Source organism: Roseiterribacter gracilis, from assembly GCA_018332375.1.
Classification (GTDB): Bacteria; Pseudomonadota; Alphaproteobacteria; order BOG-932; family Roseiterribacteraceae; genus Roseiterribacter; species Roseiterribacter gracilis.
This window is the reverse complement of the sequence record BOPV01000001.1, coordinates 2,577,563-2,601,358: the sequence shown is the minus strand read 5'-3', so window position 1 is coordinate 2,601,358 and position 23,796 is coordinate 2,577,563. Positions and strand designations below refer to the sequence as shown.

Genomic DNA, 23,796 nt, shown 5'->3' with positions numbered 1-23,796 from the left:
GCAGAACTCAGCCTTTGGTTTGGCGCTGCAGCTCTTCCATACGGCGCTTCAGCACTTCCATCTCATGTTCAGCGGTCGGCTTGGTGCTGCCCGGCGCGACCGGCGTGAACATGCGCATGGCCTGCTCGAACATCTGCATGTTCTGCTTGCCCATCTCGCCCAGCGCATTGCCGAACGGGAACATGCCGCCGAACGTGTTCGCGAAGTAATCGCGCATGCGATCCTGTTCCTTCGTGAACGCGACCATCGCCTGATCGAGATAGGTCGGGACCATCCATTGCATCTGGTCGCCGTAGAAACTGATCAGCGTGCGCAGGAAGCTGATCGGCAACAGGTTCTGACCCTTGCCTTCTTCTTCGACGATGATCTGCGTCAACACGCTGCGCGTGATGTCATCGCTGGTCTTCGCGTCGTAGACGACGAAGTCGACCCCGTCCTTGACCATCTGTGCGAGATGGTCGAGCGTTACATAACTGCTGGTCGCAGTATTGTAGAGACGTCGGTTCGCGTACTTCTTGATCGTCACCGGCGAAGCGGCGTCTTGCTTCTGCTGTTCGGCTGGTTCCGCCATGACATTGCATCCTTCGCTACCGCCGCAAACGGCGGCTTCGACACACCTACGCGACCGGGACCGTTCCGCGCAAGCTAAGCGAGGCCGAGTAGTTCACCGCCATGGACCCGACCGACCAAAATCCAGAAGACCTCGCGCGGCGCTGGCTGGCGCTGTGGCAGGACCATTGGGCGCAAAGCCTGGGCAGTCCCGAGACCGCCGAGTTGGTCGCACGGCTTTTCCAGGGGTTTGCGCGTGACGCGCAAACTGCAGCCCAGGATGGGGCCGCGGCCCTTGCCGCTGCATCTACTGTCGGCGGCAGCGGCCTGGTCGAGTGCGAGCGCCGGATTGCCGAACTCGAACGGCGTGTGGCCGAGCTGGAGTCCGAACGCGCCGGCGGATCTCAAGGACGCGCTGGCGAGCCTGCCCCGGCCGGTGCTGGACGCGGCCCTCGGCCGGACGATCCTCGCTAGATTCGACGCGTTCCTCACCGGTCTAGAACGGTATCGCGCGCATCCATATTCCCGCGCACTGCTCGATCCGCCCGTCATGTGGCGGGAAGGTGCAACCAGCCTGCTCGATCACGGCGGTGAAGGCCCGATCGTCGTGCTGGTGCCGTCGCTGATCAATCGCGGGTACGTGCTCGATCTGGATGAGAAGACCAGCCTCGCACGATGGCTTGCGACGCAGGGGTTGCGTGTGCTGCGGCTCGAATGGGGCGCGCCAGCAGCGGACGAGCGCGACTACGACGTGGCAGCGTATGTGCTGCGACTCGAACGCGCCCTGGAAGAGCTGGGCGAGCCGGTACATCTGCTGGGCTATTGCATGGGCGGTCTGTTGACCGTCGCTGCGGCGATCCGCATGCCCATTCGCGTACGCTCGTTGTCGTTGTTGGCGGTGCCCTGGGACTTTCACGCCGACGCACCCGATCGTGCGCGCACCTTGGCGTCGATTCACGCGTCGATCGCGCCGTTGATCGACCGGCTTGGCGGCATGCCGCTCGATCTCATCCAGGCGCTGTTCGCGTGGCTCGACCCGCTGGGCGCGGCGCGCAAATTTTCCAAGTTCGGCACGATCGATCGCGACAGCGCGCAGGCGCATGCATTCGTCGCGCTCGAAGATTGGCTGAATGACGGTGTGGAATTGACGCCCGGCGTCGCGGCCGACGGCATGGCGCGCTGGTATGGCGACAACGATCCCGTTCATGGACGTTGGCATGTCGACGGTGTCGCGATCGATGCGCGGCAGGTGCGTGCGCGTTCGCTGTTGCTGGTGCCGCAAGGCGACCGGATCGTGCCGCCTGGATCGGCCAATGCGCTGGCGGCGCAACTTCCAGATGCCGAAGTGATTTCACCGCCACTCGGTCATATCGGCATGGTGGTCGGATCCCGCGCGCGACATGCGACGTGGGAGCCGCTGCGGAACTGGCTCAAGTTCGGCGCCCCAGGTTGACCGCAGCAAGCGGCGGTCCTTAGCTTCAACCTGCTTCTTTTCCTCTGGCCCCGAGGGTCTTCCATATGTCCGCAATCGTCATCGTCGCCGCGCAACGTACGCCGATCGGCGCGTTCAACGGCGCCTTCGCCAACCTGCCTGCGCATGCGTTGGGCAAGGTCGCGATCGAAGCGGCGTTGCGTCAGGCCAAAGTCAGCGCCGACGAAATCGATGAAGTGATCCTGGGTCAGGTTTTGACCGCCGGCGAAGGGCAAAACCCGGCGCGGCAAGCCTCGATGGCGGCCGGCATCCCGAAAGAACGCACCGCCTACGGCATCAACCAGGTGTGCGGTTCGGGTTTGCGCACCGTCGCACTTGGCATGCAGGCGATCCTGGCGGGCGACAGCCGCATCGTCGTCGCGGGCGGCCAGGAAAGCATGAGCATGTCGCGTCACTGCGCGCATCTTCGTGCCGGCACCAAGATGGGCGGGCTCGATCTCGTCGATACGATGATCAAGGACGGTCTGTGGGACGCATTCAACGGCTATCACATGGGGCAAACGGCCGAGAACGTTGCGCGCGAATGGCAGATCACGCGCGAACAGCAAGACGAGTTTGCGCTGGCCTCGCAGAACAAAGCCGAAGCGGCGGTGAAGTCAGGCCGCTTTAAGGACGAGATCGCTGCGGTGACGGTCGCGTCGCGCAAAGGCGACGTCGTGGTCGACACCGACGAATATCCGCGTTTCGGCGCCACCATCGAAGCGATGCAGAAGCTGAAACCAGCGTTCACCAAAGACGGTTCGGTCACCGCCGCCAACGCGTCGGGTTTGAATGACGGCGCCGCCGCCCTGGTGCTGATGACCGAAGAAGAAGCGGCGAAACGCGGCCTGACGCCATTGGCGCGGATCGCAAGCTGGGCGACGGTCGGCGTCGACCCGTCGGTGATGGGAATCGGTCCGGTGCCGGCGTCGCGTCGCGCCTTGGAAAAAGCCGGCTGGAAGGTCGATGATCTCGACCTGATCGAAGCCAACGAAGCGTTCGCGGCGCAGGCTTGCGCAGTCGGCAAGGAACTCGGCTTCGATCCGGCCAAGCTCAACGTCAATGGCGGCGCGATTGCGCTGGGTCATCCGATCGGCGCGTCGGGTGCGCGCGTGCTGACCACCTTGCTGCACGAAATGGGCAAGCGCAGCGCCAAGAAAGGCCTTGCGACGCTCTGCATCGGCGGCGGTATGGGAATCGCCATGTGCGTGGCGCGTGACTAGCACGCGCCGCACAAACAATATGAGCGTGGCGCGCGTTGCGCGCTTCACGCGTTGCGTCGAGCGCTAAGCGCAGTCTGACAACGGGCCGCTGGAGCAACCGGCGGCCAAACTTTTGGAGCGGGAGGTTTTATGGCTCGTACGGCAGTTGTCACCGGCGGCACGCGCGGCATCGGCGCCGCGATCGCGATCAAGCTGAAAGAGAACGGCTACAACGTCGCTGCCTGCTATGGCGGTGACGAGGCGCGCGCCAAGTCCTTCACCGAAGTGACCGGCATTCCGGCCTACAAGTTCGACGTCGGTGATTTCGAGGCCTGCAAGGCGGCGTTGAAAAAGATCGAGCACGAAGTCGGCCATGTCGACGTGCTGGTCAACAATGCCGGCATCACGCGCGACACGACGATGAAGCGGATGAGCTTCGAACAATGGAACGAGGTCATCCAGACCAACCTCTCGTCCTGCTTCAACATGTGCCAGGCAGTGTGGGACGGCATGCTGACCCGCTCGTTCGGCCGCATCGTCAATATCGGTTCGATCAACGGCCAGGCCGGTCAGTACGGGCAAGTGAACTACGCGGCTGCCAAGTCGGGCATTCACGGTTTCACCAAGGCGCTGGCGCAGGAAGGCGCTTCGAAAGGCATCACGGTCAACGCGATTGCGCCGGGTTACATCGACACCGACATGGTGCGTGCGGTGCCGCCGAACGTGCTGGAAAAGATCGTCGCCAAGATTCCGGTTGGTCGTCTCGGCCGGGCCGATGAAATCGCACGCGGCGTGATGTTCCTGGTTGCCGACGATGGCGGCTTCATCACCGGATCGACGCTGTCGATCAACGGCGGGCAGCACATGTATTGATGCGGAACACGCTGCGATGAATCGCGAATATCCGACACGTCCCTGGGTCGGCGTCGGTGTCGTGGTTCGTCGCGGCGACCGCGTCTTGCTGGTGCGGCGGTCCAAAGCGCCGCGCAAAGGCGAATGGTCGATCCCGGGTGGTGCGATCGATCTCGGCGAAACGACGATCCAGGCCGCCGCGCGCGAAGTGCGCGAAGAAACCGGCCTCGACGTCACCCCGACCAAACTTCTGACCACAGTCGACGCGATCCAGCACGACGCGCAGGGCCAGGTCGCGTTCCACTATGTGCTAATCGATTACCTCGCGCGCGCCGATGACGATCAGGTCGCGGTCGCGGGCGACGACGTCGACGCGGTGCAATGGGCGACGTTGGACGAGGCCGTCGCGTTGCTGCCGTGGCAGAAGACGCGCGACCTGATCCGCCAGGCGCTGACCGAGGTCTAGCGCTGCCGGCGGCGCAACGCGCCGAGTCCGAACAGCGCCGAGCCCAACAGCAGCAACGATGCCGGCTCGGGTACGTTCGGGCTTGCGAGCAGGCCAGTCGCGATATTGTCGATCTCGAACGAGACGCCGGGCGAAATCAGGTGGACTTCGTCGAACGTCGTGCCGCCGTCGAAAACGAATTCGACAAAACGATTCAGGTCGGGCGCCGTATCGCCGTTGGCGCGATTCCAAATGTCGTTGCCGCTGAAGCGCGCGACCGTCTGGCCTTGGCGAAAGAAGGAGATCTGATTGAAGTCGTCGATCGAGCCCCAATAGAGGCCGAAATAGTTGCTGGCGTTGAAGAAGAGCGGGATCGGCGAATTGTCGGGATTGAGGCTGAGATAGATGCTCGTGTCGCCGAGCGGCGCGGTGAAAGACGCGCCCGACCCTTGACGGAAGAGACCGCCGACCGTTGCGTCGTTGAAGTCCTGCGTCGTGACGCCAGCGCGCGTGCTGCTGAGTCCGTTCGGATTGCCGCCGCCCGCGATCGACGTCACGTGCACACCTGCCAGCGCCGGTGTTGCGCAGGAAATTACCGCAAGCGTCCAGAGAAGCGCGCTGCCGCGCTTTGCCAAGTTCGACATCCCAAATCTCCTGTTGTCGTAGAATTTGATTTGCGTCAGCGACGGCGTTGCCGCGCGACGCCGAGTCCGAACAGGGCCGCGCCCAGCAGGGCCAGCGACGCCGGCTCCGGTACGCCGGTGTCAGGTCCGGTATTGTTGAGCCGGCCGAACGCGACATTGTCGAATTCGAATGAATTTCCCGCCGACAGGAAGCGCACCGTGTCGAAGCTTTGTCCGTCGCCGAAGACGAAATCGACGTAGCGGCTGCCGGTGACCGGATTCCAGATGTCGCTGCCGGTGAAGCTCGCGACCAGCGCGCCGTGGCTCCAGAATTCGAGCTTGTTGAAGCTGTCGAGCGTGCCCCAGTACAGGCCGAAATAATCCTTGGCTCCGCCCAGGTTCAACGTTGCCATCGTCGTCGTCGCGTTGCCGACCGCGAAGTAGTTCGTCGTGTCGCCGAACGGCGTCGTCCATTTCCCTTTGATGGTGCCGTTCTCGATCGCGCCGCCGCTGAAGCCCGCGGCGAGGCCGTTGTTGAAGTCGATCGTCGAGGTGCCTGCGAAGGTGGTGGTCAGCCCATGCGGCGTCACGCCGGCCGTTCCGCGGCTCTCGACGAGAATCGTTGCGAAGGACGGTGACGCGATCGCGCTCAACGTTACGCAAAGCGCAAGCGCGAAACGGCGACGAGCGAACGAGGGAAGGAACATCGGGCGGCTCCGCATGTTAGGTCGGTGTTGAGGATCGCAACGACTGTGCCGTTGGCGGATTCATTGGCGTGGCCAGGTGCGCGCACGTGGCGCTGTAAATCCAATCGACAGTTATTTCCTGTTGAGTTCGCGGACTTCGGTCGCGCGCAGCGCGCCGATGGCAAGCAAGGCAATGCCGAGCAGCAGAAACGACGCGGGTTCGGGCACGTTCGGCGCAGCGCCGACCTCGAGAATGCCGATTGCAATATTGTCGAACTCGAACGAGTTGCGCGTCGACGACAGAATCACTTCGTCGAACATCACACCGTCGTCGAAAAAGAAGTCGACGAAGCGGTTGGTGTCGGCCGAGGTCAGATTTCCGTTGGCAGGATTCACAATGTCGCTGCCGGTGAATCGCGCAAGCAGCGTACCGTGGCGCGAGAACTCGATCGTATTGAATGCGTCGATCGAACCCCAATAGAGGCCGAAGTAGTTGTTGACGCCGAAACTCGCATTGAACAAGGGCAGCGTCGTCGGACCGATCGACGCGTAGATGCTCGTATCGCCCAGCGGTTCTCGCGATGGGCTGTGTTTGAAGACAGTCGCGAGCGTCGTTTCCGAATTGAAATCGAAAGTGGTCATGCCGGGCTGCGTCGTGCTGAGCCCGTTCGGATCGCCGCCGCCCGTGCGCGACGTGACATGGACGCCTGCATTGGCTGCCGTTGTGAGCAAGCCGCAGACGAGCGCGGCAAGGACGCTTCGGAACATCGGGATCTCCTGGGGTTGAGCCGCAGGAGATCCGGCAAGCAACGTGCCGTTGGCGCGCTGCTTTGTTTTTCGCTTGCCGATCTACGCCGTTGTAAACTCGGCAAACATCAGCGCGTTGATTCGTCGTCTTTGCTTGGCGCTTTTCGGTGCGCCGCAAGCCGCGCTTCTTCGAGCGCGCGCTGTGCCTCCGACAATTTCTTGTCTTCTTTGGTGCGGCCGAACGCGACGCGATTTTCGGCCGCCTTCTTTTCTTTGTCGGCGCGCGCTTTGTCTTTGCGCGCTTTGCGCAGATTGACGATGTCAGCCATCACGCAGCTCCGCTTCGCTTGAGACGATCGACAACCCAGACGCGGATCGCACTCGACAGATTGCCGGTGCGTTGCGCGTCAATGTCAGCAACCAGCTGCGCGATCGAGCGGCCGTCGTCGGTCGCGGCACGCTTCAACTCGTCCCAGAAAACCGGCTCGAGACTGATCGAGGTCTGATGACCCGCGATCGTCAGCGAACGTTTCTTGAGAGTCAGCGCGCCGCTCCCCGAACTTACTTGCTGGGCCCGATCATGTTCTCGGGCTTCACCCACTGCGCGAACTGTTCCTTGGTTAGAAGGCCCAGCGCTTCGCCGGCTTCGATCAAGGTCGTGCCTTCGTGATGCGCCTTCTTGGCGATCTTGGCCGCGTTGTCGTAGCCGATATGCGGGTTCAGCGCGGTGACCAGCATCAGACTGTCATTCATCAGCTTCTGCAGACGGTCACGATTGGCCTGGATTCCGACGACGCAATTCTCGGTGAAGCTGATGGCTGCGTCGGCAAGCAGGCGGATCGATCGCAGTACGTTGGCGATGATCACCGGCTTGAACACGTTCAGTTCGAAATGACCGTTCGAACCCGCGACGGTGACAGCGACGTTGTTGCCCATCACCTGCGCGCACACCATCGTCAGCGCTTCCGACTGGGTCGGATTGACCTTGCCCGGCATGATCGACGAGCCGGGTTCGTTTTCCGGCAGGCTGATTTCACCAATGCCGCTGCGCGGGCCCGAGCCCAGCATCCGAATGTCGTTGGCGATCTTCATGCACGACACGGCGACGGTGTTCAGCGCACCCGAACATTCGACCAGCGCGTCGTGCGCCGCCAGCGCTTCGAACTTGTTCGGCGCGGTGATGAAGTTGAGGCCGGTGATCTTGGTCACTTCGGCGGCGAAGGCTTCAGCAAAACCGATCTTGGCGTTGAGACCGGTGCCGACCGCGGTGCCGCCCTGGGCCAGTTCGCGCAGACGCTTCAACGTGCCTTCGACGCGGTCGATGCCGTATTCAATCTGCTTGGTGTAGCCACCGAATTCCTGGCCCAACGTCATCGGCGTCGCATCCTGCAGATGGGTGCGGCCGATTTTGATGATGTCGGCAAATTCGCGCGACTTGGCTTCCAACCCGTCATGCAGCACGCGCAGCGCCGGCAACAAGCGGCGCTCGATCTCGGTCACGGCTGCAATATGCATCGCGGTCGGGAAGGAGTCGTTCGACGACTGGCCCATATTGACGTGATCGTTGGGATGGACCGGCTTCTTCGAACCAATTTCGCCGCCGAGAATTTCAATCGCGCGATTCGAGATCACCTCGTTCGCGTTCATGTTGGTCTGCGTGCCCGAACCGGTCTGCCAGATCACCAGCGGGAAGTGATCGTCGAGTTTGCCGTCGGCGACTTCGGTCGCGGCCTGCTCGATTGCAGCGCCCAGCTTCGCGTCCATCACGCCCAACGCCATGTTGGCGCGGCAGGCGGCTTTCTTCTGCACGCCCAGCGCATGGATCAGCGGCAGCGGCATGCGTTCGCCGCCGATTTTGAAGTTGCCCAGGCTGCGCTGCGTCTGCGCGCCCCAATACACGTCCGATGCAACATCGATCGGGCCAAAGGAATCGGTTTCGACGCGGTTCGCCATAGCTCTCGGACTCTCTTGGAAGCGGAGGAAATTCGTGAGGGTTTTTAGCCCTGTTGGGGCGTGCGGGCCAGCAGCCGGGTGACATGGCCCATCTTCCGTCCCGGGCGGGTCTCCAGCTTGCCGTAGAGATGCAGCCGCGCACCCGGGTCGGCGATCAGCACCGGCCAGCGATCGACCTGATCGCCGATGAGATTTTCCATCTCGGCGTCGGCGAAGCGATCGGTCGGACCCAAGGGCAGGCCGCAGACGGCGCGGACCTGTTGCTCGAATTGGCTGACCGCGCAGGCATCGATCGTCCAGTGACCGGAATTGTGCGGCCGCGGCGCCATCTCGTTCATCAACACACCGCCGTCGAGCGTCACGAACAACTCGACCGCCAGCACGCCGACATAGTTCAAGGTCTGCGCCAGCAGGCGTGCGATGCGATCGGCTTCGGCAGCGACGGCAGGCGACACGCGTGCCGGCGCAATGGTCGAAGAGAGAATGCCGCCGGTGTGATGATTTTCGACCGCGGGATAGGACGCGATCGATCCGTCGAGACCGCGCGCCAACACGACCGAAATTTCCTGCACGAAGTCGACGCGTCCTTCGACGATCGCTGGCGCGCGACCGATCGCGGCAAAGGCGGTTTCGGCGTGATCGGGATCTGCGATCACCGCCTGGCCTTTGCCGTCATAGCCAAAGCGGCGCGTCTTCGCGATTGACGGGCCCAGTTCGCGCACCGCGTCGGCCAGGCTGTTCGCGTCGTCCGCGATACGCCACGGCGCCGTGCCGATGCCGAGTTCGTTGGCGAAGCTTTTCTCCGCGACGCGATCCTGCGTGATTGCTAGCACGCGCGCGCCAGGGCGCGTCGGCTTCAACGCGGCGAGCAACTCCAGCGCCGGCGCCGGAACGTTTTCGAATTCGAGTGTGATGACGTCGACGGAGTCGGCGAACGCGGCCAGCGCTTCTTCGTCGTCCCAATCGGCAACGGTTTCAGCTGCGCAGGCTTGCGCGCAGGGACCGTTCGGTTCCGGTGTGAAGACGTGCGTCTTGTAGCCGAGACGTGCTGCGGCAAGTGCGGTCATGCGGCCAAGCTGGCCGCCGCCCAGCATGCCGATGATGGATCCCGGCGGGATCGTCATGCGTCAGGCGAATCTGCGACGTCGTCGGTCTGTTGCGCGCGGAACGCGTCGAGCTTGGCGGCAACCTGCTTGTCCTGCAGCGCGATGATCGCGCCCGCCAGCAAGCCCGCGTTCTTCGCGCCCGCTTCGCCGATCGCAAGCGTACCGACCGGCACGCCGCCCGGCATTTGCACGATCGACAGAAGACTATCGAGACCCGACAACGCTTTCGAACGAACCGGCACGCCCAACACCGGCAGCGCCGTCATTGATGCGACCATGCCCGGCAGATGTGCAGCACCACCGGCGCCGGCGATGATCACTTGTAGGCCGCGTCCCTTGGCCGTCGTCGCGTAGGCGACCAGACGCGCCGGCGTGCGATGCGCGGAGACGACTTTTGCTTCGTACGGCACGCCCAACAGCTCGAGCGCGTCGGTGGCGAATTTCATCGTCTCCCAATCCGACGTCGATCCCATGATCACGCCGACGACGGGCGGTGCGCTCGTCTTCTTGTTGCGCGGCGCGGCCGCTTTACGCGTCGTGTTCTTTTTCTTGGTCACGCGATGATGTCCGGCAAGAGTCGGGATTCGATTTTCAGAATGGCGTCTTTGAGAATCAGCTTGCGCTTTTTCAGTCGCTGCATCTGGAGCTGGTCGAACGGTTTGTTGTCTTCGGCCATGCGCGCGATGACATCGTCGAGGTCGCGGTGCTCTGTCCTCAGCTCTTCGAGCTTACGGCGCATTATTTCTTGTTCGAGCATCGGCGTGCTGTCGGGAAACCGGGTGTCCTCGAGAAGGGGAGGAGAAAGCACCCGACCCCAACCAATGCAAGCTTTGTGAGGGTCGACGGGCCCTGCGTTCCACGCGCGGCTCCGCGGGCGTAGGCCCGCTTCTTTGTGTTGGCGCGGAACGCGCCGGCCAGCGACTTGCGCCCTGCGCCGGGCTCGGGAACTCTCGGTCAGCCCACTGCCCGCACGATCCGACCCCGTCGGATCGTGCTTCATTTTGTTTTGGCGCGTTTTCCCGTCGCGAACCGGTACCCACTTCGCGGGAAAGAGCGCCATGAGGACCGCCATGACCAAAACGATCGGTATTCTGACCTCTGGCGGCGACTGTGCAGGTCTGAACGCGGTGATCCGGGCCGTCGTGCATCGGGCCGCGCATTACGGCTGGACCGTGCTTGGCATTCGCGACGGCACGATGGGCCTGCTCGACCGGCCGATGCGCTATGAAACGCTCGACGTCACCAAGGTCGACGGCACTGTGATGCGGCTGGGCGGCACGATCCTGGGCACCACGAACAAGGGCAATCCGTTTGCCTTTCCGATGCCCGATCGCAGCACCAAAGACCGGTCTGACGAAATCATCGAGGCGGTGCGCGAACTGAAGCTCGATGCGGTGATCGGCATCGGCGGTGACGGGTCGTTCGCGATTCTGCGCCGGCTTGCAACGCAGGGCGGCTTCAATCTGGTCGGCATCCCGAAAACGATCGACAACGATATCGGCCTGACCGAAGTCGCAGTTGGTTTTGACACCGCTGTGTCGGTCGCGACCGAAGCGCTCGACCGGCTGCAGCCCACCGCTGCGAGCCATGCGCGCGTGATGGTGCTCGAAGTGATGGGACGCGACGCCGGACATATCGCGTTGCACGCGGGCATTGCGGGCGGCGCCGACGTCATTCTGTTGCCCGAGATTCCGTACGACCTCGACGTCGTGGCAAAGAAGATTCTCGACCTGCGCGCCGGCGGACGAAACTCGGCGCTCATCATCGTGTCGGAAGCGGTGCGCACGCTCGAAGGCAAGATGGTGAAGGTCGAACATCACGGCGGCGCGCGCCGCTATGGCGGGATCGGCCAGTATCTCGGCGAAGCGATCTCGCAGGCGACGGGCGCCGAAACGCGCGTCACTGTGCTCGGCCATGTGCAGCGCGGCAGCCCGCCTTCTGCACAGGATCGTTTGGTTGCAACTGCGTTCGGTGTGCACGCAGTCGATCTCGTCGCGGACGGGAAATTCGATCGCATGGTTGCGTGGTCGAACCGGCGCGTCGTCGACGTTCCGATCGCCGATGCAATCGCACGTTATCAAGCTGTTGATCTCGAGAGCGACTTGGTAAAAACCGCGCGCGCGTTGGGGATTTGCCTGGGCGACCGCTAACGCCCAAGCAAATTTCTGGGCGAAATTTGCACGCGCAGATTGCGCTCAAAATCCAACGCGCGGATGCGATTTTACACCTAAGAAATTCGTCCACGCTTTTGTTGGGGACATATACGTATTCGGTCTTGGAAGACGCCGAAACTCGTGGGACGGTTCACGCGGGCAACCCGAACCGCGAGGTACGACATGCCGTTAGAGGACCGCCTCGAAAGCCTGCGCACAAAGCACGCTTCTCTCGAGACCGCTCTTCGCCGAGAAAGCCACCGACCTTATCCCGACAGCGAAACTGTCCTGAAACTGAAACGCGAAAAGCTTCGCGTGAAGGACGAGATGCAACGGCTGGTACCGGTTCAATACCCGGCCATCTGACGTCAGGGATTCACAAATAAAAACGGCGGCCTGAGGGGGCCGCCGTTTTCGTTTCTACCAAGGCTTCGCTGGTCAGTGTTCAGCGTGCTCGGTGCTTTCGTCTTGGATCTCGGCGTCCGGCTCGTCGTACGACGCGTCAACCGGCGCCATCGAACCGGCTTTGGCGCGGATCTTCGAAATCGCTTCGTCGAGTTCCGCCTGCGTGCACAGGCCAAGCAAGACCGGGCTCTTCGGCTTGATGGTCGACGCGGTCTCGTGGGTCTTGTTGCGCACCGACTGGATCGTCGCCTTGGTCGTGCCGATCAGACGGCCGATCTGCGTGTCCGACAGGCTGGGATATTGCTTGATCAGCCAGGCGATCGCGTCGGGCTTTTCGGCGCGCTTGGTCACCGGCGTGTAGCGCGGGCCTTTGGCCCGCTTCACCGGCGCGGGCAGGTCTTTGTGGATCAACGTGAGGCGCGCGGCCGGGTCGGCTTCGGCCGCAGCCAAGGCTTCCTTCGAGATCTGGCCGCCGGCGACCGGGTCCAGCCCGACCATGCCGATTGCGACTTCGCCGTCAGCGATGCCCTGAACCTCCAGCTTATGCAGGCCGGTGAAGGCGGCGATCTGATCGAAGGTCAGGCCGGTGTTCTCCACCATCCAGACCGCGGTCGCCTTCGGCATCAAGGGAAAGGCCATTGTCCAAACTCCAAAAGAGGCGGGCCGCGCCGCGCCCTAGCCGGGCGCCGGGCGCGGCCCGTGTAATTCCAGGCCGTTATATGGACGGCCCCGGCCCGGACGCAATCGGAACCGCGATTCGGCAGGCCGCCTGCGTCATGTCGCCAGGACGACCTTCCCGACATGCTCCCCGCCCTCAAGCGCCGCGTGGGCTGCGGCGGCCTCTTCCAGCGGGAAGCTCTTCCAGATCTGCGGCTTGATCCGCCCGGTTTCCAGCAGCGGCCAGATTTTTTCCCGCAATTGGGCGGCGATGGCGCCTTTCTCGGCCACGGACCGGGCCCGTAGCACCGATCCGGTCAGGGTCAGGCGTTTGCGCATCACCGGGACCAGGCTGATCTCGATCTTGTGGCCGTGTTGGGTGGCGATCGAGACGTGGCGGCCAAATTCGGCCAGCGCCTGCAAATTGCGCGACACGTAATCGCCGCCGACCATATCGAGCACCAGATCGACGCCGCGCTTGTCGGTCGCGGCCAACGTCGCTTCGACGAAGTCGGTGGTCGCGTAGTTGATCGCGTGTGCAGCGCCCAGCGTGCGACAGGCCGCGCATTTCGCGACGGTGCCAGCGGTGACGATCGCCGTTGCGCCCATTGCGGCGATCATCTGGATCGCGGTCGTGCCGATGCCGGATGCGCCGCCATGCACCAACGCAGTTTCGCCGGCGCGCAGACCCCCGATGTCAAACACGTTGCGCCACACGGTGAAAAATGTTTCGGGCAGCGCCGCTGCTTCGATCATCGACAGGCCGCGCGGAATCGGCAGCGCCTGCGGTGCCGGCACGATGCACCAGCGCGCATAGCCGCCGCCCGCAACCAACGCGCACACCTCGTCGCCGACACGAACGTCGCGCACCTCAGCGCCGATTGCTGCAACCGTGCCCGCGACTTCCAGTCCCGGAATGTCGCTGGCGCCCGGCGGCGGCGGATATTGTCCCGCGCGCTGCATCAGATCGGGGCGATTCACGCCGGCGGCGGCGACCCGCACCAGCAACTCGTTCGGGCCAGGCTGCGGCACGGGCCGGCGGACCGGGCGCAGAACCTCGGGGCCACCATGTGTGGTGATCTCGATCGCGACATCGTCCTGTGGGATCTCGGCCATGCGGTCCTCGTTCGAGTAAGATCGGTTCAAATAGCGAAAAGCGGGGAGGAGATCATGGCCTTCGACGAAGAACTCGACGTGCGCAAGCCGAAGCCGGCCCTAAAGCCGCTCGACGACATGTCGGTCGACGAATTGCAGGCGCTGATCGGCGAACACGAATCCGAAATCGCGCGCATCCGCGCCGCCATCGCCAAGAAAGAAGCACACCGCGCAGCGGCGGCGAGCTTCTTCAAGTTGCCAGGCTAAACGCTGCACACTGCTTTGCGCTGTTCGCTGACCGGCAGGCGATAGACGCGGCGCATCCAGGAATCGACGGCGCAAGCATAGCGAATCCGTGCGGCCGGATCGGTATCGCCATTGTAGTCGATGACCGCGCGCGTCCAGCTTTTGCGGCGGTCGTATAGCTCGCGCAGATAGGCCGCCGCGTACCAAACATTCACTTCGGGATCGATGCCCCATTCCGGCGTGCGCACGCGTTTCAAGTGCCACGCCATGTTGAGCTGCATGCAGCCAATCGAAATATCGGTGCGCGGTTTGCCGTCGGCGCGGCGCAGATAGGGGCGCGCCGCGTCCAGGCTCGGTGCGTAGATGGACGGCGATCCGTCGAGAAACGCGATCGTCCACGGATGTGGGCGCAAGCGGAAATTGCTCTCGACCATCGCGATGCCCAACAGAATGCCGGCCGGAATACCGTAATGGCGCGACGCGCGCTCGATATGGGCCTCGCACCGCGGCTCGGCCTGCGCCGTGCCGGCAAGGAGCATTGTCGCAAGGAGAATTGCGGTAACGACTTTCACGATGATAACGTAATAACGTTGCTTTCCGTGTTCTTCAAGTTAATCTCATGGCTTTCCTGGGTCGAGAGGCGTTGCGTGGACGAGCAAACCGACGAGACGGCGCCGCGTGCGCCCTGGTGGTTGCGGCCGCAGGCGGGGTTGGTGCTGGTCGTGTTGTTGGTCCTGTTGGATCGCTGGAGCGGCGGCGGCTTGATCGTGCCGCTCGCAATCTTGGTTTCGGCGATCGCGTTCGTCGTGTTGGCGCTTGCGGCCTTCGTGCCGCGCTTTCGCGCACGCTGGTTTCGATGAGCGGCTGGTTTCGCTTTGCCACCAGCCGCCGGCGCATCGTCGCACTGGCTGCGATCGGGTTGTTCTTCTGGCTTGGCCTGTGGGCGCAGCCGCATGCAGCCGTGCCGATTGCCGGCGGATTGCGACCGGTCGTGGCGCAATCGGTGACGCAGGTCGCAGCGAGCAAGAAGGACGAAACGCCGGTCAACCCGGCCGCGCTCGCCAATGCGATCACCTATCAATACGTGTCGTTCGTGAAGAGCTGCGCGATGTGCGATGTGATCGGCACCGTCTATCAAGGCGCGGCCTTGCTCGCCGCGACCTTGTTCGTCGCCTTCACCGTCTATTTTTACGACGCGCTGGTGACCGGATTTGCGGTCTTCATGGTGTTCTCCATTTTGCGCGTCGCGCTGGCGTTCGGCGATGCGCAGCGCGGTCCGGCCATGTTGCGCAGCCTGTTCCTGCGGTCGCTGTTGCTGGTCGGCATTTTGCTGTTTTTCGGCGGCGGGCGCCCTGAAACGCCAGTCGTGACGATCTGGGACGCGCAAGAGGCGCAGAATTATCCTGGGCTGCGGCGCTATCTCGATTGGATCTACCAACCCTTCACAGCGACCTTGGTGGAACTGCCGCGCATCATTCTCGCAGCTGGTGAAATGATTTCGCCCAACGGCTCGTTCGCCACGGCCTCGATGGCGGTGTCGCGCGGGGACGGAACCGGCGATGTCGACGGGCTGGATCACATTCCAGGCTGCAACCTCAATGCGTTTGCGATTCTGGGCGTCGCCGGCGACAGCCCGGAATCCTACGTTCTGCGGCCGATCCTGACGCAGCAAAGCGCGTCGATCGATCAATCGTCGGTCGGCGTCACGGTGAACAATGCTGCGATCGGCGGCATGTTGTGTTCGCTGGCGCGCATGAACCGCATGATCGCCGTCGGTTTTGTGCTCGGCGGCAAGATGGCGACGTTGGACAAGCACAACATCCTGATGGAATCCGCCAATACGATCCTGCGCGACGGCATCACCACCGGCACGCAAGAAGTGCTGCAGCAAGGCGGCGGTTGGTTGATCATGGGCCTGTACGGCTTCTTCACCGTGCTGATCGCGTTCTATCTGATCGACACGCTGGTTGCCGCGACCTTGTTGACGGTGATGGCGCCGTTCTGGTTGGCGGCGCCCGCATTTCCCGGCGGCGGAAAATACTTCATGCAGGCGCTGCGCATGGCGCTGCATGCGATGTTGACGGTCGCGTTCGTAGCACTGCCGGTGGCGCTGGTCGCGGCGCTGATCGCCTATACGCCGGCCATTCTGTCGACTGACTCGGTGACCTTCACCAGCTTCAAGGATCTGTTCGACGCGATTGCCCGGCGCGATCCGGCACTGAACATGTCGCTGTTCGATTCGCGCTTTCTCTACATGCTGCTGATTCCGATGATCGGCATCGGCTTGATGGGCAAGGCTGCTGCCTATGCCAGCGCGTGGGCGCAAACGCAGGATACGGGCGGCGGCTTTGTGGGCGCAGCCAGCCAGCATGGTCAGCAGGCTGCTGCTTTTAGTGGCGGAAGGTTCAATTGGAAGACGTCGAAGCTGCCGTCGCCCAATTCTTCGAAGAGCCGTACGTAGCGGCGATTCCAGAACGCTTGTCTCTTGCGTGAAGACAAGACACACGTGCGTGATGCGACGCGACTGGCGACCGACTGTATGACTGAGATTCTGATTGTCGATGATAACGCCACCAACCGTTTGATTCTCGAACGGCTGGTTCGCGGCATCGAGGGCGACGCGATCGTCCGGACATTTGCCACACCCGACGAGGCATTGCTCGCGGTGCGTGGGGGTGACCCCGATCTGATCATCACCGATTTTTCGATGCCAACGATGACGGGCGCCGAATTTGTACGGCGGTGCCGCGCCGATCCAAACTTCCACGGCGCGATCATCGTTGTTACCGCGCTGCGCGACCGTGCGACCTTGTACGAATCGTTGGAAGCGGGGGTTGCAGATTTTCTGTCGTCACCGGTCGATCACCGCGAACTTGCGATCCGCGTCCGCAACACGCTGTCGGCGGCGCGCGCGATGAAACAGCTTGCGATCGACCGGCTGGCGTTGGGTCGCGAACGGGCGCTGGACACAGTGCGGATCGAAGAAGAAGTCGGACAGCGTACGCGCCGCTATCGCGACGTGTTGGATGCGATTATCTGGCCGGTGCTCTCGGTGGGACCCGATCAGCGGGTCGGATTCGCCAATCGCGCCTTCGCCGCCATGACGGACAAGCGGCTAGACGAGCTGCCGGGCAGCGCGATGACCGAAATCCTGTCGCCGCTGCGGCTCGAACGCGACGCGCTGCGCGCCGAAGCCAAGGCGCGGCGCGAGCGCGGGCCGATCGTGATCGCAACTTCCATGCATGGCGGCAGCGGCGCGCCGCTCAATCTGCGCCTGCACGCTTGTCCCATCGGCGATGGGGACAACGGGGAAATTGTCCTTCTGTTCGCGCCGGCCGAAGCGACCGCCGATCCGGCTGCGATGTTGGCTGCTGCGCTGATTCCCTGAGGCGCCAACGACACGCTCCTGTTACACGCGGAGAAATTCCTGCGTGAATCCGCGTGCCGAACAGGTCGGCGATTCGCAATTTCAGGGAACTGCGCGGCAAAGTCGCGGGTTGGCGCATGCGGGTTCACCGCTTGCGCGACATGAACTTGGCCTAATAATCCTGCGGAATAGCGGCGTTTATCGGACTGAACGATGCTTGCGGCGCAGCCGGATTCTCCGTTTGCATCGCCGCGCTTTCGAGTTCTATGGTGCCGCGCCCTCGCCGGACTCGGCCGCGCGGGGCGCATGTACACAGGGAGTCTTCCGCCCGTCCTCGTGGGCGGGCACCGGCGCCGGAAAGAGGCGGCTTCGGCCGCTACTGCGTTGTACGCGGGCGTCGGATCGTTGAATCAACAATGAAAGTGGAACCATGCGAGCTTCGTTTCTGACTTCGGTGCGCCTCCGTCTCGCTCTGGCTGCGATCGTCGGCGTTGCCGCGCTCGCCACGTCAGCGCCGTTGATGGCGCAGCAGACGCCGGCAGCGCCGGCTGCCCCGACGACGGCAGCCCCGGCCCCGACGACACCCCCGAGCAGCGCGCCGACGGCGACCGCGCCGGCTGCCCCGAGCACCGACGCCGCCGCGCCGAGCGCCGGCGCCCCGCCGCAGCTTGCACACGACCTGTCGCCGGTCGGCATGTTCATGAACGCGACCATCATCGTGAAGGTCGTCATGATCGCGCTGGCGCTGGCTTCGGTTTGGACCTGGGCCATTCTGCTCGACAAGAGCTTCTTCTTCGCGTCGCTGAACCGCCGCTCGGAACAGTTCCTGAAGACGTTCCGCAACTCGTCGACGCTCGATGAGGCCTACGCCAAGGTTCAGAACGAAAAGAACCACCCGCTGATCAACATCTTCAAGTCGGGCATGGAAGAGCTTCGCCTGTCGCTGACGCCGGGCGCTGCTGCGCATCCGGAACTGCGCGCACACGTCGAAGACCGCACCCGTACGGCGATGGAAATCACCGAAGCTGCCGAAAGCCAGCGCCTCGGCGCCGGCATGGGCGTGCTCGCCTCGATCGGCTCGGTCTCGCCGTTCGTCGGTCTGTTCGGCACGGTGTGGGGCATCATGAACGCGTTCATCGGCATCGCGAACACGCAGACGACCAACCTCGCGGTTGTGGCGCCTGGTATCGCGGAAGCGTTGATGGCGACCGCGATTGGTCTCGTTGCGGCCATCCCGGCGGTTATTTTCTACAACAAGTTCGCCCGTCAGATCGGCGACTTTAATAACCGCATGAACGGCTTCGTCGGCGAATTCCAGACGGTTCTGTCGCGCTACCTCGACCACAAGGTCTGAGCCTCGATTTAAAGGGGACTCAATCCTATGGGAGTACAGCTCGGCAAAGGCGCGCCTAGCGCCGGCGGGTTCGCTGAAAACGCGAACATCAACGTGACGCCCTTCGTGGACATCATGTTGGTGCTGCTGATCATCTTCATGGTCTCGGCGCCTCTGGCGACCGTGAACACGAAGGTCGATCTGCCGCCGACCAACTCGACGCCGTCACCGCCGGACGAGAACAACAAGCCGCTCTTTATCAGTCTGCAGCAGGACGGAACTCTGTATGTCGGTGACACACAGATCGCTTCCGTCGCTGAACTGCCGGCCGAAATCGACAAGCAGGTTCCTCTCGAAAAGCGAGACGACAAAGCCGTCTACATCCGCGCAGACCTCGACGTTCAGTACAAATCCGTCATGGATCTGATGAACCTGCTGCGCGACGCGAAGCTCAAAAAGATCGGACTGGTCGGCGAAAGCACGACCGGCTGACGACGGGGAAGCCAACGCAATGGGCATGAAGCTCGGAGCCGGAGGCGGCGGAGGGAAGAACGCCGCCTTCGACGAAAATAGTGAGATCAACGTCACGCCCTTCGTGGACGTGATGCTGGTTCTCCTGATCATTTTCATGGTGGCGGCACCGCTCGCCTCCGTGAACGTGAAAGTTGAACTGCCGAAGTCGAATGCGAATCCGGAAGGAAACCCGAACAAGCCGGTGTTCCTGTCGCTACAGCAGAACGGCAAAGTCTATATCGGCGATAACCCGATCGGTTCGATCGAAGAACTCGGTGCGAAGCTCGAAAAAGAGATTCCGCCGGAAGCGCGCGACACCGCGCGTATCTATCTTCGTAGCGATCAGACGACCCAGTACCGCAAGGTGCTGGAGTTGATGAACCGGCTGCGCGACGCGGGCTTCTACAAAGTCGCGCTCGTCGGCGAAGAGCTGGTGAAGTAGTCGAATGCGCCCAGGCATCATCATCTCGTTCGGGGCACACGTCGTGCTCGCGATCTACCTGGCGTATGCGCTGAGCTTCCACGCGGTCGAACAGCCGCCGGAAGAGCAGGTCATCGACCTCGTCGCCCCGCCACCACCGCCACCGCCACCGCCACCCCCGCCGCCGCCGCCGGAACAGCCGAAGGTGCAAGAGCGTCCGCTCTTCATCCCGACTCCGTCGAAGATCGTGCAGGTGCCGACCACGGTGCCGGATCTGCCGATCCCGCCGCAGCCCAACTTGGAACGTCGTCCGGGTCCGCCGACCACGATCACGACCGACAAAGTGCTGCCGATGTCGCAGCCGCAGAAGAAAAGCGGTCCGCAGCCGACATATCCGGAGCGGGCGCAGGAGCGAAACATCGAGGGCTACGCCACGATGCGCTTCACCATCAAAGCCGACGGTACGGTCGCGGACGTCGAAGTCATCGAGGAAAGCCCCGAAGGCTATCAGTTCGCGTCGGCCGCCAAGCGCGCCTTCGAGCGTTGGACGTTCGATCCGGGCACCAAAGACGGCAAGCCCGTCGACAGTCCCGGCCGTCAGTACAAGGTCGTGTTCAAGCTGAAATAAGCAGCGCCAACACCGCCGAAACGACAAACGCCCGCCAGCTTCCCTGGCGGGCGTTTTCGTTGGTGCGCGGCGCTTACTGCAGCCCGCGCGGCGTTTCTTTTTCGACCTGGTCGCGCGCGTATTCGAGTAGCTCGGCCAGCACGTCCATCGTCGCGTTCCAGCCCAGCTGGTCGGCCATCATGCCGACGCCGATCAACATCGGCCGCTGCACCACGGTTTCGCGCGTGACGCCTTCGCAACCCGACAGCGCCGCCTGCATGCCGCCTTCGACCAGACGGTCGACAAAGGCGATGGCACCCGGCTGCCCGATCTCTTCGACGGGCGGCACGCAGGGCAGGTCGGCCGTGTCGATATCGATATGCGACGCGGCCTGGTGCGCCAGCCGCAGCATCTCGACCGCCGTATCGCGGTCGGCATTTGCCAGTGCGATCGCGACCAATTCCCCGACCATCGTCGCCAGCGTGTCGATCGTGCGGGCGCCGCTTTCGATGCCGGCGAGAAATACATTGCCTACCGCCCACCGAAGTTGGCGACGGATTGCATCGCCGTGACGGTCGTTGAGTGCCACTGGCCCACTCGAAGGCATCGGGATCGAGACATGAACTTGCGGCGTGTAGACCTGCCGCTCGGTTAGCCGTTTGAAGATCGTGACGACATCTTCGAGCATTTCGGGAAACCCTGCCTATCCGTCCTGTGGCTGAACCTACAGGTCGTTCGGCAGAGCAGGCAACCGTCGGCAAGGCTTGGCGCGGCCAGATACCAAGCCTAAAACGCGGCATCTCCACGACACCGTGAACAGAAATCGCCCCATGCAAATCCATGATGTGCGCGTCCATCCCGAACGCGACCGCCTGCCCAAAGCCGACCAGCTAGCCTGGAAGATCGCGGAGGTCGCGTCCGACCCCGTCGCCGTCGAAAGCGACGTGGTCGACATGATCGTGAACCGCATCATCGACAACGCATCGGTCGCCATCGCCGCGATCAATCGCGGTCCGGTGACGACGGCGCGCGCGCAGGCGCTGGCGCATCCGCGCGCGAACGGCGCCACCGTGTTCGGCTGCGGCCCCGACGTGCGCGTGCACGCCGAATGGGCGGCCTGGGCGAACGGCACCGCCGTGCGCGAGCTCGATTATCACGACACGTTCCTGGCGGCGGATTACAGCCACCCGGGCGACAACATTCCGGCGATCCTCGCGGTCGCGCAGCAAGTCGGCAAAGACGGCAAGGCGCTGATCCGCGGCCTCGCCACTGGCTACGAAATCCAGGTCGATCTCGTCCGTTCGATCTGCCTGCACAAGCACAAGATCGATCACGTCGCGCATCTTGGACCTTCGGCCGCTGCAGGCCTCGGAACGCTCTTGGGGCTCGACACCGATGTGATCTACCAGGCGGTGCAGCAGGCGCTGCACGTCACCACCTCGACGCGCCAGAGCCGCAAGGGCGAAATCTCGTCGTGGAAAGCGTTCGCGCCGAGCCACGCGGGCAAACTCGCGGTTGAAGCGGTCGACCGCGCGATGCGCGGCGAAGGCGCACCGTCGCCGATTTACGAAGGCGAAGATTCGGTCGTTGCCTGGATGCTCGACGGTCCGGAAGCGCAGTACAAAGTGCCGCTGCCGGGCAAGGGCGAATCCAAGCGCGCCATTCTCGACACCTACACCAAAGAACATTCGGCCGAATATCAGAGCCAGGCGCTGATCGATCTCGCCTTCCGCATGGGCAAGAAGATCAAGAACTGGGACGACGTCGAAAAGATCGTCATCCACACGTCGCATCACACGCACTACGTGATCGGCACCGGTTCGAACGATCCGCAGAAGTTCGATCCCAAAGCGAGCCGCGAAACGCTCGACCATTCGATCATGTACATCATCGCGGTCGCGTTGCAGGACGGTGAATGGCATCACGTGCGTTCTTACGCGCCGGAACGCGCACAGCGTCCGGACACCGTCGCGCTGTGGAAGAAGATCAGCACGGTCGAAGATCCGGCCTGGACCGCGCGTTATCACTCGTCGGATCCGAACGTGAAAGCGTTCGGCGGCAAGGTCGAAATCACGCTCAAGAACGGCGAGACGCTGGTCGACGAACTGGCGGTCGCCAACGCGCATCCGCTGGGTGCGACGCCGTGGGTGCGCCAGCACTATGTGCGCAAGTTCCAGATCCTGACCGAGGGCATTCTCGACGCAGCTGAGTCGAAGCGCTTCCTCGATCTGGTGCAGCGCCTGCCCGAATTGTCGGCGCAGGATCTGCTGGGCCTCAACGTCGCCTTGCCGTCGGGCAAGTTGAGCGTCGGCAAACCCGGCCTATTCTGATTGCAGTCTGAGGACGGCGCGCCCCGATCAAATTTAGATCACCGGACGCGCCGTTTTCGCATCGGAGATTCCAGATGATCTATCTCACCGCAGCCGACCTGCCGACCAAGCCCGCGGGCGAACGTTTCCGCGAGCTGCTTGGCCGCAAGCAGATCCTGCAGTTGCCCGGCACGCAAAACGGTCTCGCTGCGCGCCAGGCCAAAGCGGCCGGCTTCGAAGCCTTGTACCTGTCAGGCGCGGCGATGACCGCGTCGATGGGCTTGCCCGACCTTGGCGTCATCACGGTCGATGAAGTGGCCTTCTTCGTGCGCCAGGTCGCGCGCGCATCGGCCTTGCCAGTGCTGGTGGATGGCGACACGGGCTATGGCGAGGCGCTCAACGTGATGCACATGGTGCGCACGTTCGAAGATGCGGGCGCCGGCGCGGTGCATCTCGAAGACCAGCTTCTGCCCAAGAAGTGCGGTCACTTGAACGACAAGAAACTTGCCGACGCGCACGACATGGCGGCGAAAGTTTCGGCGGCGGCCAAGGCGCGCCGCAACCTGGTCATCATCGCGCGCACCGACGCGGCCGCCAGCGAAGGCATGGACGGCGCCGTCGCACGCGCCAAGCTGTATATGCAGGCCGGCGCCGATGCGATTTTCCCGGAAGCGCTGACGACGCGCGAGATGTTCGAAGAATTCGCGCGCCGCATGCAGGGCACGCCGCTGCTCGCCAACATGACCGAGTTCGGCAAGACGCCGTTCTTCACGGCCAGCGAATTCGAAGCGATGGGCTACAAGATGGTGATCTGGCCGGTCAGCGCGCTGCGCTGCGCCGCCAAGGCACAGGAAGATCTGTTCAACGCGATCCGCCGCGACGGCGGCACGCAGAACATGGTCGACCGCATGCAGACCCGCGCCGAGCTGTACGCCGCGATCGGCTATCACGAATACGAAGCGCTCGACGCGTCGATTGTGACCACCGTGATCCCGCAGGGCATGCCCCAAAAGAACTAAGACGCGCTGCAAAGCACGCGCATCATTCAAAGAGGAA

30 protein-coding genes are annotated in these 23,796 nt (G+C 63.2%); 16 read left to right on the top strand and 14 right to left on the bottom strand.

Annotated elements, in window-relative coordinates; translation table 11 throughout:
• Nucleotides 1-7: 7 nt before the first annotated feature.
• The gene (gene phaR / locus TMPK1_RS12855; protein ID WP_420243414.1) at nucleotides 8-571 is read right to left on the bottom strand and encodes a polyhydroxyalkanoate synthesis repressor PhaR; all 564 of its coding nucleotides are present in this window, start codon (nucleotides 569-571) and stop codon (nucleotides 8-10) included.
• Nucleotides 572-844: 273 nt separating this feature from the next.
• On the opposite strand from phaR, the gene TMPK1_RS12850 reads away from it, so the two are divergent.
• From TMPK1_RS12850 to TMPK1_RS12835, 4 genes are all read left to right on the top strand, one after another.
• A complete protein-coding gene (locus TMPK1_RS12850; protein WP_420243413.1) occupies nucleotides 845-2,002 on the top strand; it encodes an alpha/beta fold hydrolase in 1,158 nt (385 codons plus the stop codon).
• A 65-nt stretch (nucleotides 2,003-2,067) separates the two neighbouring features.
• Complete coding sequence (locus tag TMPK1_RS12845; protein ID WP_420243412.1) at nucleotides 2,068-3,243, top strand: acetyl-CoA C-acetyltransferase; 1,176 nt, start codon at nucleotides 2,068-2,070, stop codon at nucleotides 3,241-3,243.
• A gap of 129 nt (nucleotides 3,244-3,372) precedes the next feature.
• Nucleotides 3,373-4,095, top strand: coding sequence for an acetoacetyl-CoA reductase (gene phbB, locus TMPK1_RS12840; RefSeq protein WP_420243411.1), 723 nt, complete (start codon nucleotides 3,373-3,375; stop codon nucleotides 4,093-4,095).
• A 16-nt stretch (nucleotides 4,096-4,111) separates the two neighbouring features.
• On the top strand, nucleotides 4,112-4,540 hold the full coding sequence (locus TMPK1_RS12835; RefSeq protein ID WP_420243410.1) for an NUDIX hydrolase: 429 nt from the start codon (nucleotides 4,112-4,114) through the stop codon (nucleotides 4,538-4,540).
• Here the strand turns inward: TMPK1_RS12835 and TMPK1_RS12830 are convergent.
• From TMPK1_RS12830 to TMPK1_RS12790, 9 genes are all read right to left on the bottom strand, one after another.
• Complete coding sequence (locus TMPK1_RS12830; protein ID WP_420243409.1) at nucleotides 4,537-5,163, bottom strand: Npun_F0296 family exosortase-dependent surface protein; 627 nt, start codon at nucleotides 5,161-5,163, stop codon at nucleotides 4,537-4,539. The genes TMPK1_RS12835 and TMPK1_RS12830 overlap by 4 nt on opposite strands.
• A gap of 35 nt (nucleotides 5,164-5,198) precedes the next feature.
• A complete protein-coding gene (locus tag TMPK1_RS12825; RefSeq protein WP_420243408.1) occupies nucleotides 5,199-5,849 on the bottom strand; it encodes an Npun_F0296 family exosortase-dependent surface protein in 651 nt (216 codons plus the stop codon).
• Nucleotides 5,850-5,960: 111 nt separating this feature from the next.
• Nucleotides 5,961-6,596 (bottom strand): Npun_F0296 family exosortase-dependent surface protein, encoded by a 636-nt coding sequence (locus tag TMPK1_RS12820; RefSeq protein ID WP_420243407.1) that lies wholly within the window; start codon nucleotides 6,594-6,596, stop codon nucleotides 5,961-5,963.
• A 107-nt stretch (nucleotides 6,597-6,703) separates the two neighbouring features.
• Nucleotides 6,704-6,904, bottom strand: a complete 201-nt coding sequence (locus tag TMPK1_RS12815) for a DUF4169 family protein (protein WP_420243406.1) — start codon at nucleotides 6,902-6,904, stop codon at nucleotides 6,704-6,706.
• On the bottom strand, nucleotides 6,904-7,176 hold the full coding sequence (locus TMPK1_RS12810) for a ribbon-helix-helix domain-containing protein (RefSeq protein WP_420243405.1): 273 nt from the start codon (nucleotides 7,174-7,176) through the stop codon (nucleotides 6,904-6,906). Before TMPK1_RS12810 ends, TMPK1_RS12815 begins: the two co-directional genes overlap by 1 nt.
• Nucleotides 7,137-8,528: a class II fumarate hydratase gene (gene fumC, locus TMPK1_RS12805; protein WP_420243404.1), complete on the bottom strand. Its 1,392-nt coding sequence runs from the start codon at nucleotides 8,526-8,528 to the stop codon at nucleotides 7,137-7,139. The genes TMPK1_RS12810 and fumC overlap by 40 nt, the downstream gene beginning before the upstream one ends.
• 44 nt (nucleotides 8,529-8,572) lie before the next feature.
• Nucleotides 8,573-9,652 carry a 5-(carboxyamino)imidazole ribonucleotide synthase gene (locus tag TMPK1_RS12800; RefSeq protein WP_420243403.1) on the bottom strand — a complete coding sequence of 360 codons (1,080 nt, stop codon included), beginning with the start codon at nucleotides 9,650-9,652 and terminating at the stop codon, nucleotides 8,573-8,575.
• A complete protein-coding gene (purE, locus tag TMPK1_RS12795; protein WP_420245663.1) occupies nucleotides 9,649-10,107 on the bottom strand; it encodes a 5-(carboxyamino)imidazole ribonucleotide mutase in 459 nt (152 codons plus the stop codon). The genes TMPK1_RS12800 and purE overlap by 4 nt, the downstream gene beginning before the upstream one ends.
• Nucleotides 10,108-10,187: 80 nt before the next feature.
• On the bottom strand, nucleotides 10,188-10,391 hold the full coding sequence (locus TMPK1_RS12790; protein WP_420245661.1) for a YdcH family protein: 204 nt from the start codon (nucleotides 10,389-10,391) through the stop codon (nucleotides 10,188-10,190).
• Between the two features lie 313 nt (nucleotides 10,392-10,704).
• On the opposite strand from TMPK1_RS12790, the gene TMPK1_RS12785 reads away from it, so the two are divergent.
• Together TMPK1_RS12785 and TMPK1_RS12780 are read left to right on the top strand one after the other, a co-directional pair.
• Nucleotides 10,705-11,784, top strand: coding sequence for an ATP-dependent 6-phosphofructokinase (locus TMPK1_RS12785; protein ID WP_420243402.1), 1,080 nt, complete (start codon nucleotides 10,705-10,707; stop codon nucleotides 11,782-11,784).
• Between the two features lie 186 nt (nucleotides 11,785-11,970).
• The gene (locus tag TMPK1_RS12780; RefSeq protein WP_420243401.1) at nucleotides 11,971-12,153 is read left to right on the top strand and encodes a YdcH family protein; all 183 of its coding nucleotides are present in this window, start codon (nucleotides 11,971-11,973) and stop codon (nucleotides 12,151-12,153) included.
• 72 nt (nucleotides 12,154-12,225) lie between these two features.
• Here the strand turns inward: TMPK1_RS12780 and TMPK1_RS12775 are convergent, their stop codons facing one another.
• Together TMPK1_RS12775 and TMPK1_RS12770 are read right to left on the bottom strand one after the other, a co-directional pair.
• Nucleotides 12,226-12,831, bottom strand: a complete 606-nt coding sequence (locus TMPK1_RS12775) for a DUF1013 domain-containing protein (RefSeq protein ID WP_420243400.1) — start codon at nucleotides 12,829-12,831, stop codon at nucleotides 12,226-12,228.
• A gap of 135 nt (nucleotides 12,832-12,966) precedes the next feature.
• Entirely contained in the window at nucleotides 12,967-13,965 is a 999-nt protein-coding gene (locus TMPK1_RS12770) for an NAD(P)H-quinone oxidoreductase (protein ID WP_420243399.1), read from the bottom strand.
• A gap of 54 nt (nucleotides 13,966-14,019) precedes the next feature.
• Between TMPK1_RS12770 and TMPK1_RS12765 the strand changes: the two genes are divergently transcribed.
• Nucleotides 14,020-14,211, top strand: coding sequence for a DUF1192 domain-containing protein (locus TMPK1_RS12765; RefSeq protein ID WP_420243398.1), 192 nt, complete (start codon nucleotides 14,020-14,022; stop codon nucleotides 14,209-14,211).
• Here the strand turns inward: TMPK1_RS12765 and TMPK1_RS12760 are convergent.
• Nucleotides 14,208-14,762 carry a transglycosylase SLT domain-containing protein gene (locus tag TMPK1_RS12760; protein ID WP_420243397.1) on the bottom strand — a complete coding sequence of 185 codons (555 nt, stop codon included), beginning with the start codon at nucleotides 14,760-14,762 and terminating at the stop codon, nucleotides 14,208-14,210. The genes TMPK1_RS12765 and TMPK1_RS12760 overlap by 4 nt on opposite strands.
• A gap of 75 nt (nucleotides 14,763-14,837) precedes the next feature.
• On the opposite strand from TMPK1_RS12760, the gene TMPK1_RS12755 reads away from it, so the two are divergent.
• The 7 genes from TMPK1_RS12755 (at nucleotide 14,838) to TMPK1_RS12725 (ending at nucleotide 20,452) form a co-directional block, all read left to right on the top strand.
• A complete protein-coding gene (locus TMPK1_RS12755; protein ID WP_420243396.1) occupies nucleotides 14,838-15,050 on the top strand; it encodes a hypothetical protein in 213 nt (70 codons plus the stop codon).
• The gene (locus TMPK1_RS12750; protein WP_420243395.1) at nucleotides 15,047-16,651 is read left to right on the top strand and encodes a hypothetical protein; all 1,605 of its coding nucleotides are present in this window, start codon (nucleotides 15,047-15,049) and stop codon (nucleotides 16,649-16,651) included. Before TMPK1_RS12755 ends, TMPK1_RS12750 begins: the two co-directional genes overlap by 4 nt.
• A gap of 78 nt (nucleotides 16,652-16,729) precedes the next feature.
• Nucleotides 16,730-17,578 (top strand): response regulator, encoded by an 849-nt coding sequence (locus tag TMPK1_RS12745; protein WP_420243394.1) that lies wholly within the window; start codon nucleotides 16,730-16,732, stop codon nucleotides 17,576-17,578.
• A 409-nt stretch (nucleotides 17,579-17,987) separates the two neighbouring features.
• Nucleotides 17,988-18,911 (top strand): tonB-system energizer ExbB, encoded by a 924-nt coding sequence (gene exbB / locus TMPK1_RS12740; protein ID WP_420243393.1) that lies wholly within the window; start codon nucleotides 17,988-17,990, stop codon nucleotides 18,909-18,911.
• Between the two features lie 27 nt (nucleotides 18,912-18,938).
• Nucleotides 18,939-19,382: a biopolymer transporter ExbD gene (locus tag TMPK1_RS12735; RefSeq protein WP_420243392.1), complete on the top strand. Its 444-nt coding sequence runs from the start codon at nucleotides 18,939-18,941 to the stop codon at nucleotides 19,380-19,382.
• A 25-nt stretch (nucleotides 19,383-19,407) separates the two neighbouring features.
• Nucleotides 19,408-19,845, top strand: a complete 438-nt coding sequence (locus TMPK1_RS12730; protein ID WP_420243391.1) for a biopolymer transporter ExbD — start codon at nucleotides 19,408-19,410, stop codon at nucleotides 19,843-19,845.
• 4 nt (nucleotides 19,846-19,849) lie between these two features.
• Nucleotides 19,850-20,452 carry an energy transducer TonB gene (locus TMPK1_RS12725; RefSeq protein WP_420243390.1) on the top strand — a complete coding sequence of 201 codons (603 nt, stop codon included), beginning with the start codon at nucleotides 19,850-19,852 and terminating at the stop codon, nucleotides 20,450-20,452.
• Nucleotides 20,453-20,525: 73 nt separating this feature from the next.
• Here TMPK1_RS12725 and TMPK1_RS12720 read toward each other — a convergent pair whose 3' ends face one another.
• Nucleotides 20,526-21,119: a hypothetical protein gene (locus TMPK1_RS12720; protein WP_420243389.1), complete on the bottom strand. Its 594-nt coding sequence runs from the start codon at nucleotides 21,117-21,119 to the stop codon at nucleotides 20,526-20,528.
• Between the two features lie 142 nt (nucleotides 21,120-21,261).
• Here TMPK1_RS12720 and TMPK1_RS12715 point away from each other — a divergent pair, with 142 nt between their 5' ends.
• Nucleotides 21,262-22,761, top strand: a complete 1,500-nt coding sequence (locus TMPK1_RS12715; RefSeq protein WP_420243388.1) for an MmgE/PrpD family protein — start codon at nucleotides 21,262-21,264, stop codon at nucleotides 22,759-22,761.
• A gap of 74 nt (nucleotides 22,762-22,835) precedes the next feature.
• A complete protein-coding gene (gene prpB / locus TMPK1_RS12710) occupies nucleotides 22,836-23,759 on the top strand; it encodes a methylisocitrate lyase (protein ID WP_420243387.1) in 924 nt (307 codons plus the stop codon).
• The last annotated feature ends 37 nt before the right edge of the window (nucleotides 23,760-23,796 follow it).

Coding starts and splice junctions, on each gene's coding strand:
- phaR (WP_420243414.1), bottom strand. CDS start 571: ATGGCGGAACCAGCCGAACAGCAGAAGCAAGACGCCGCTTCGCCGGTG.
- TMPK1_RS12845 (WP_420243412.1), top strand. CDS start 2,068: ATGTCCGCAATCGTCATCGTCGCCGCGCAACGTACGCCGATCGGCGCG.
- phbB (WP_420243411.1), top strand. CDS start 3,373: ATGGCTCGTACGGCAGTTGTCACCGGCGGCACGCGCGGCATCGGCGCC.
- TMPK1_RS12835 (WP_420243410.1), top strand. CDS start 4,112: ATGAATCGCGAATATCCGACACGTCCCTGGGTCGGCGTCGGTGTCGTG.
- TMPK1_RS12830 (WP_420243409.1), bottom strand. CDS start 5,163: ATGTCGAACTTGGCAAAGCGCGGCAGCGCGCTTCTCTGGACGCTTGCG.
- TMPK1_RS12825 (WP_420243408.1), bottom strand. CDS start 5,849: ATGTTCCTTCCCTCGTTCGCTCGTCGCCGTTTCGCGCTTGCGCTTTGC.
- TMPK1_RS12820 (WP_420243407.1), bottom strand. CDS start 6,596: ATGTTCCGAAGCGTCCTTGCCGCGCTCGTCTGCGGCTTGCTCACAACG.
- TMPK1_RS12815 (WP_420243406.1), bottom strand. CDS start 6,904: ATGGCTGACATCGTCAATCTGCGCAAAGCGCGCAAAGACAAAGCGCGC.
- fumC (WP_420243404.1), bottom strand. CDS start 8,528: ATGGCGAACCGCGTCGAAACCGATTCCTTTGGCCCGATCGATGTTGCA.
- TMPK1_RS12800 (WP_420243403.1), bottom strand. CDS start 9,652: ATGACGATCCCGCCGGGATCCATCATCGGCATGCTGGGCGGCGGCCAG.
- purE (WP_420245663.1), bottom strand. CDS start 10,107: ATGGGATCGACGTCGGATTGGGAGACGATGAAATTCGCCACCGACGCG.
- TMPK1_RS12790 (WP_420245661.1), bottom strand. CDS start 10,391: ATGCTCGAACAAGAAATAATGCGCCGTAAGCTCGAAGAGCTGAGGACA.
- TMPK1_RS12785 (WP_420243402.1), top strand. CDS start 10,705: ATGACCAAAACGATCGGTATTCTGACCTCTGGCGGCGACTGTGCAGGT.
- TMPK1_RS12780 (WP_420243401.1), top strand. CDS start 11,971: ATGCCGTTAGAGGACCGCCTCGAAAGCCTGCGCACAAAGCACGCTTCT.
- TMPK1_RS12775 (WP_420243400.1), bottom strand. CDS start 12,831: ATGGCCTTTCCCTTGATGCCGAAGGCGACCGCGGTCTGGATGGTGGAG.
- TMPK1_RS12770 (WP_420243399.1), bottom strand. CDS start 13,965: ATGGCCGAGATCCCACAGGACGATGTCGCGATCGAGATCACCACACAT.
- TMPK1_RS12765 (WP_420243398.1), top strand. CDS start 14,020: ATGGCCTTCGACGAAGAACTCGACGTGCGCAAGCCGAAGCCGGCCCTA.
- TMPK1_RS12750 (WP_420243395.1), top strand. CDS start 15,047: ATGAGCGGCTGGTTTCGCTTTGCCACCAGCCGCCGGCGCATCGTCGCA.
- TMPK1_RS12745 (WP_420243394.1), top strand. CDS start 16,730: ATGACTGAGATTCTGATTGTCGATGATAACGCCACCAACCGTTTGATT.
- exbB (WP_420243393.1), top strand. CDS start 17,988: ATGCGAGCTTCGTTTCTGACTTCGGTGCGCCTCCGTCTCGCTCTGGCT.
- TMPK1_RS12735 (WP_420243392.1), top strand. CDS start 18,939: ATGGGAGTACAGCTCGGCAAAGGCGCGCCTAGCGCCGGCGGGTTCGCT.
- TMPK1_RS12730 (WP_420243391.1), top strand. CDS start 19,408: ATGAAGCTCGGAGCCGGAGGCGGCGGAGGGAAGAACGCCGCCTTCGAC.
- TMPK1_RS12725 (WP_420243390.1), top strand. CDS start 19,850: ATGCGCCCAGGCATCATCATCTCGTTCGGGGCACACGTCGTGCTCGCG.
- TMPK1_RS12720 (WP_420243389.1), bottom strand. CDS start 21,119: ATGCTCGAAGATGTCGTCACGATCTTCAAACGGCTAACCGAGCGGCAG.
- TMPK1_RS12715 (WP_420243388.1), top strand. CDS start 21,262: ATGCAAATCCATGATGTGCGCGTCCATCCCGAACGCGACCGCCTGCCC.
- prpB (WP_420243387.1), top strand. CDS start 22,836: ATGATCTATCTCACCGCAGCCGACCTGCCGACCAAGCCCGCGGGCGAA.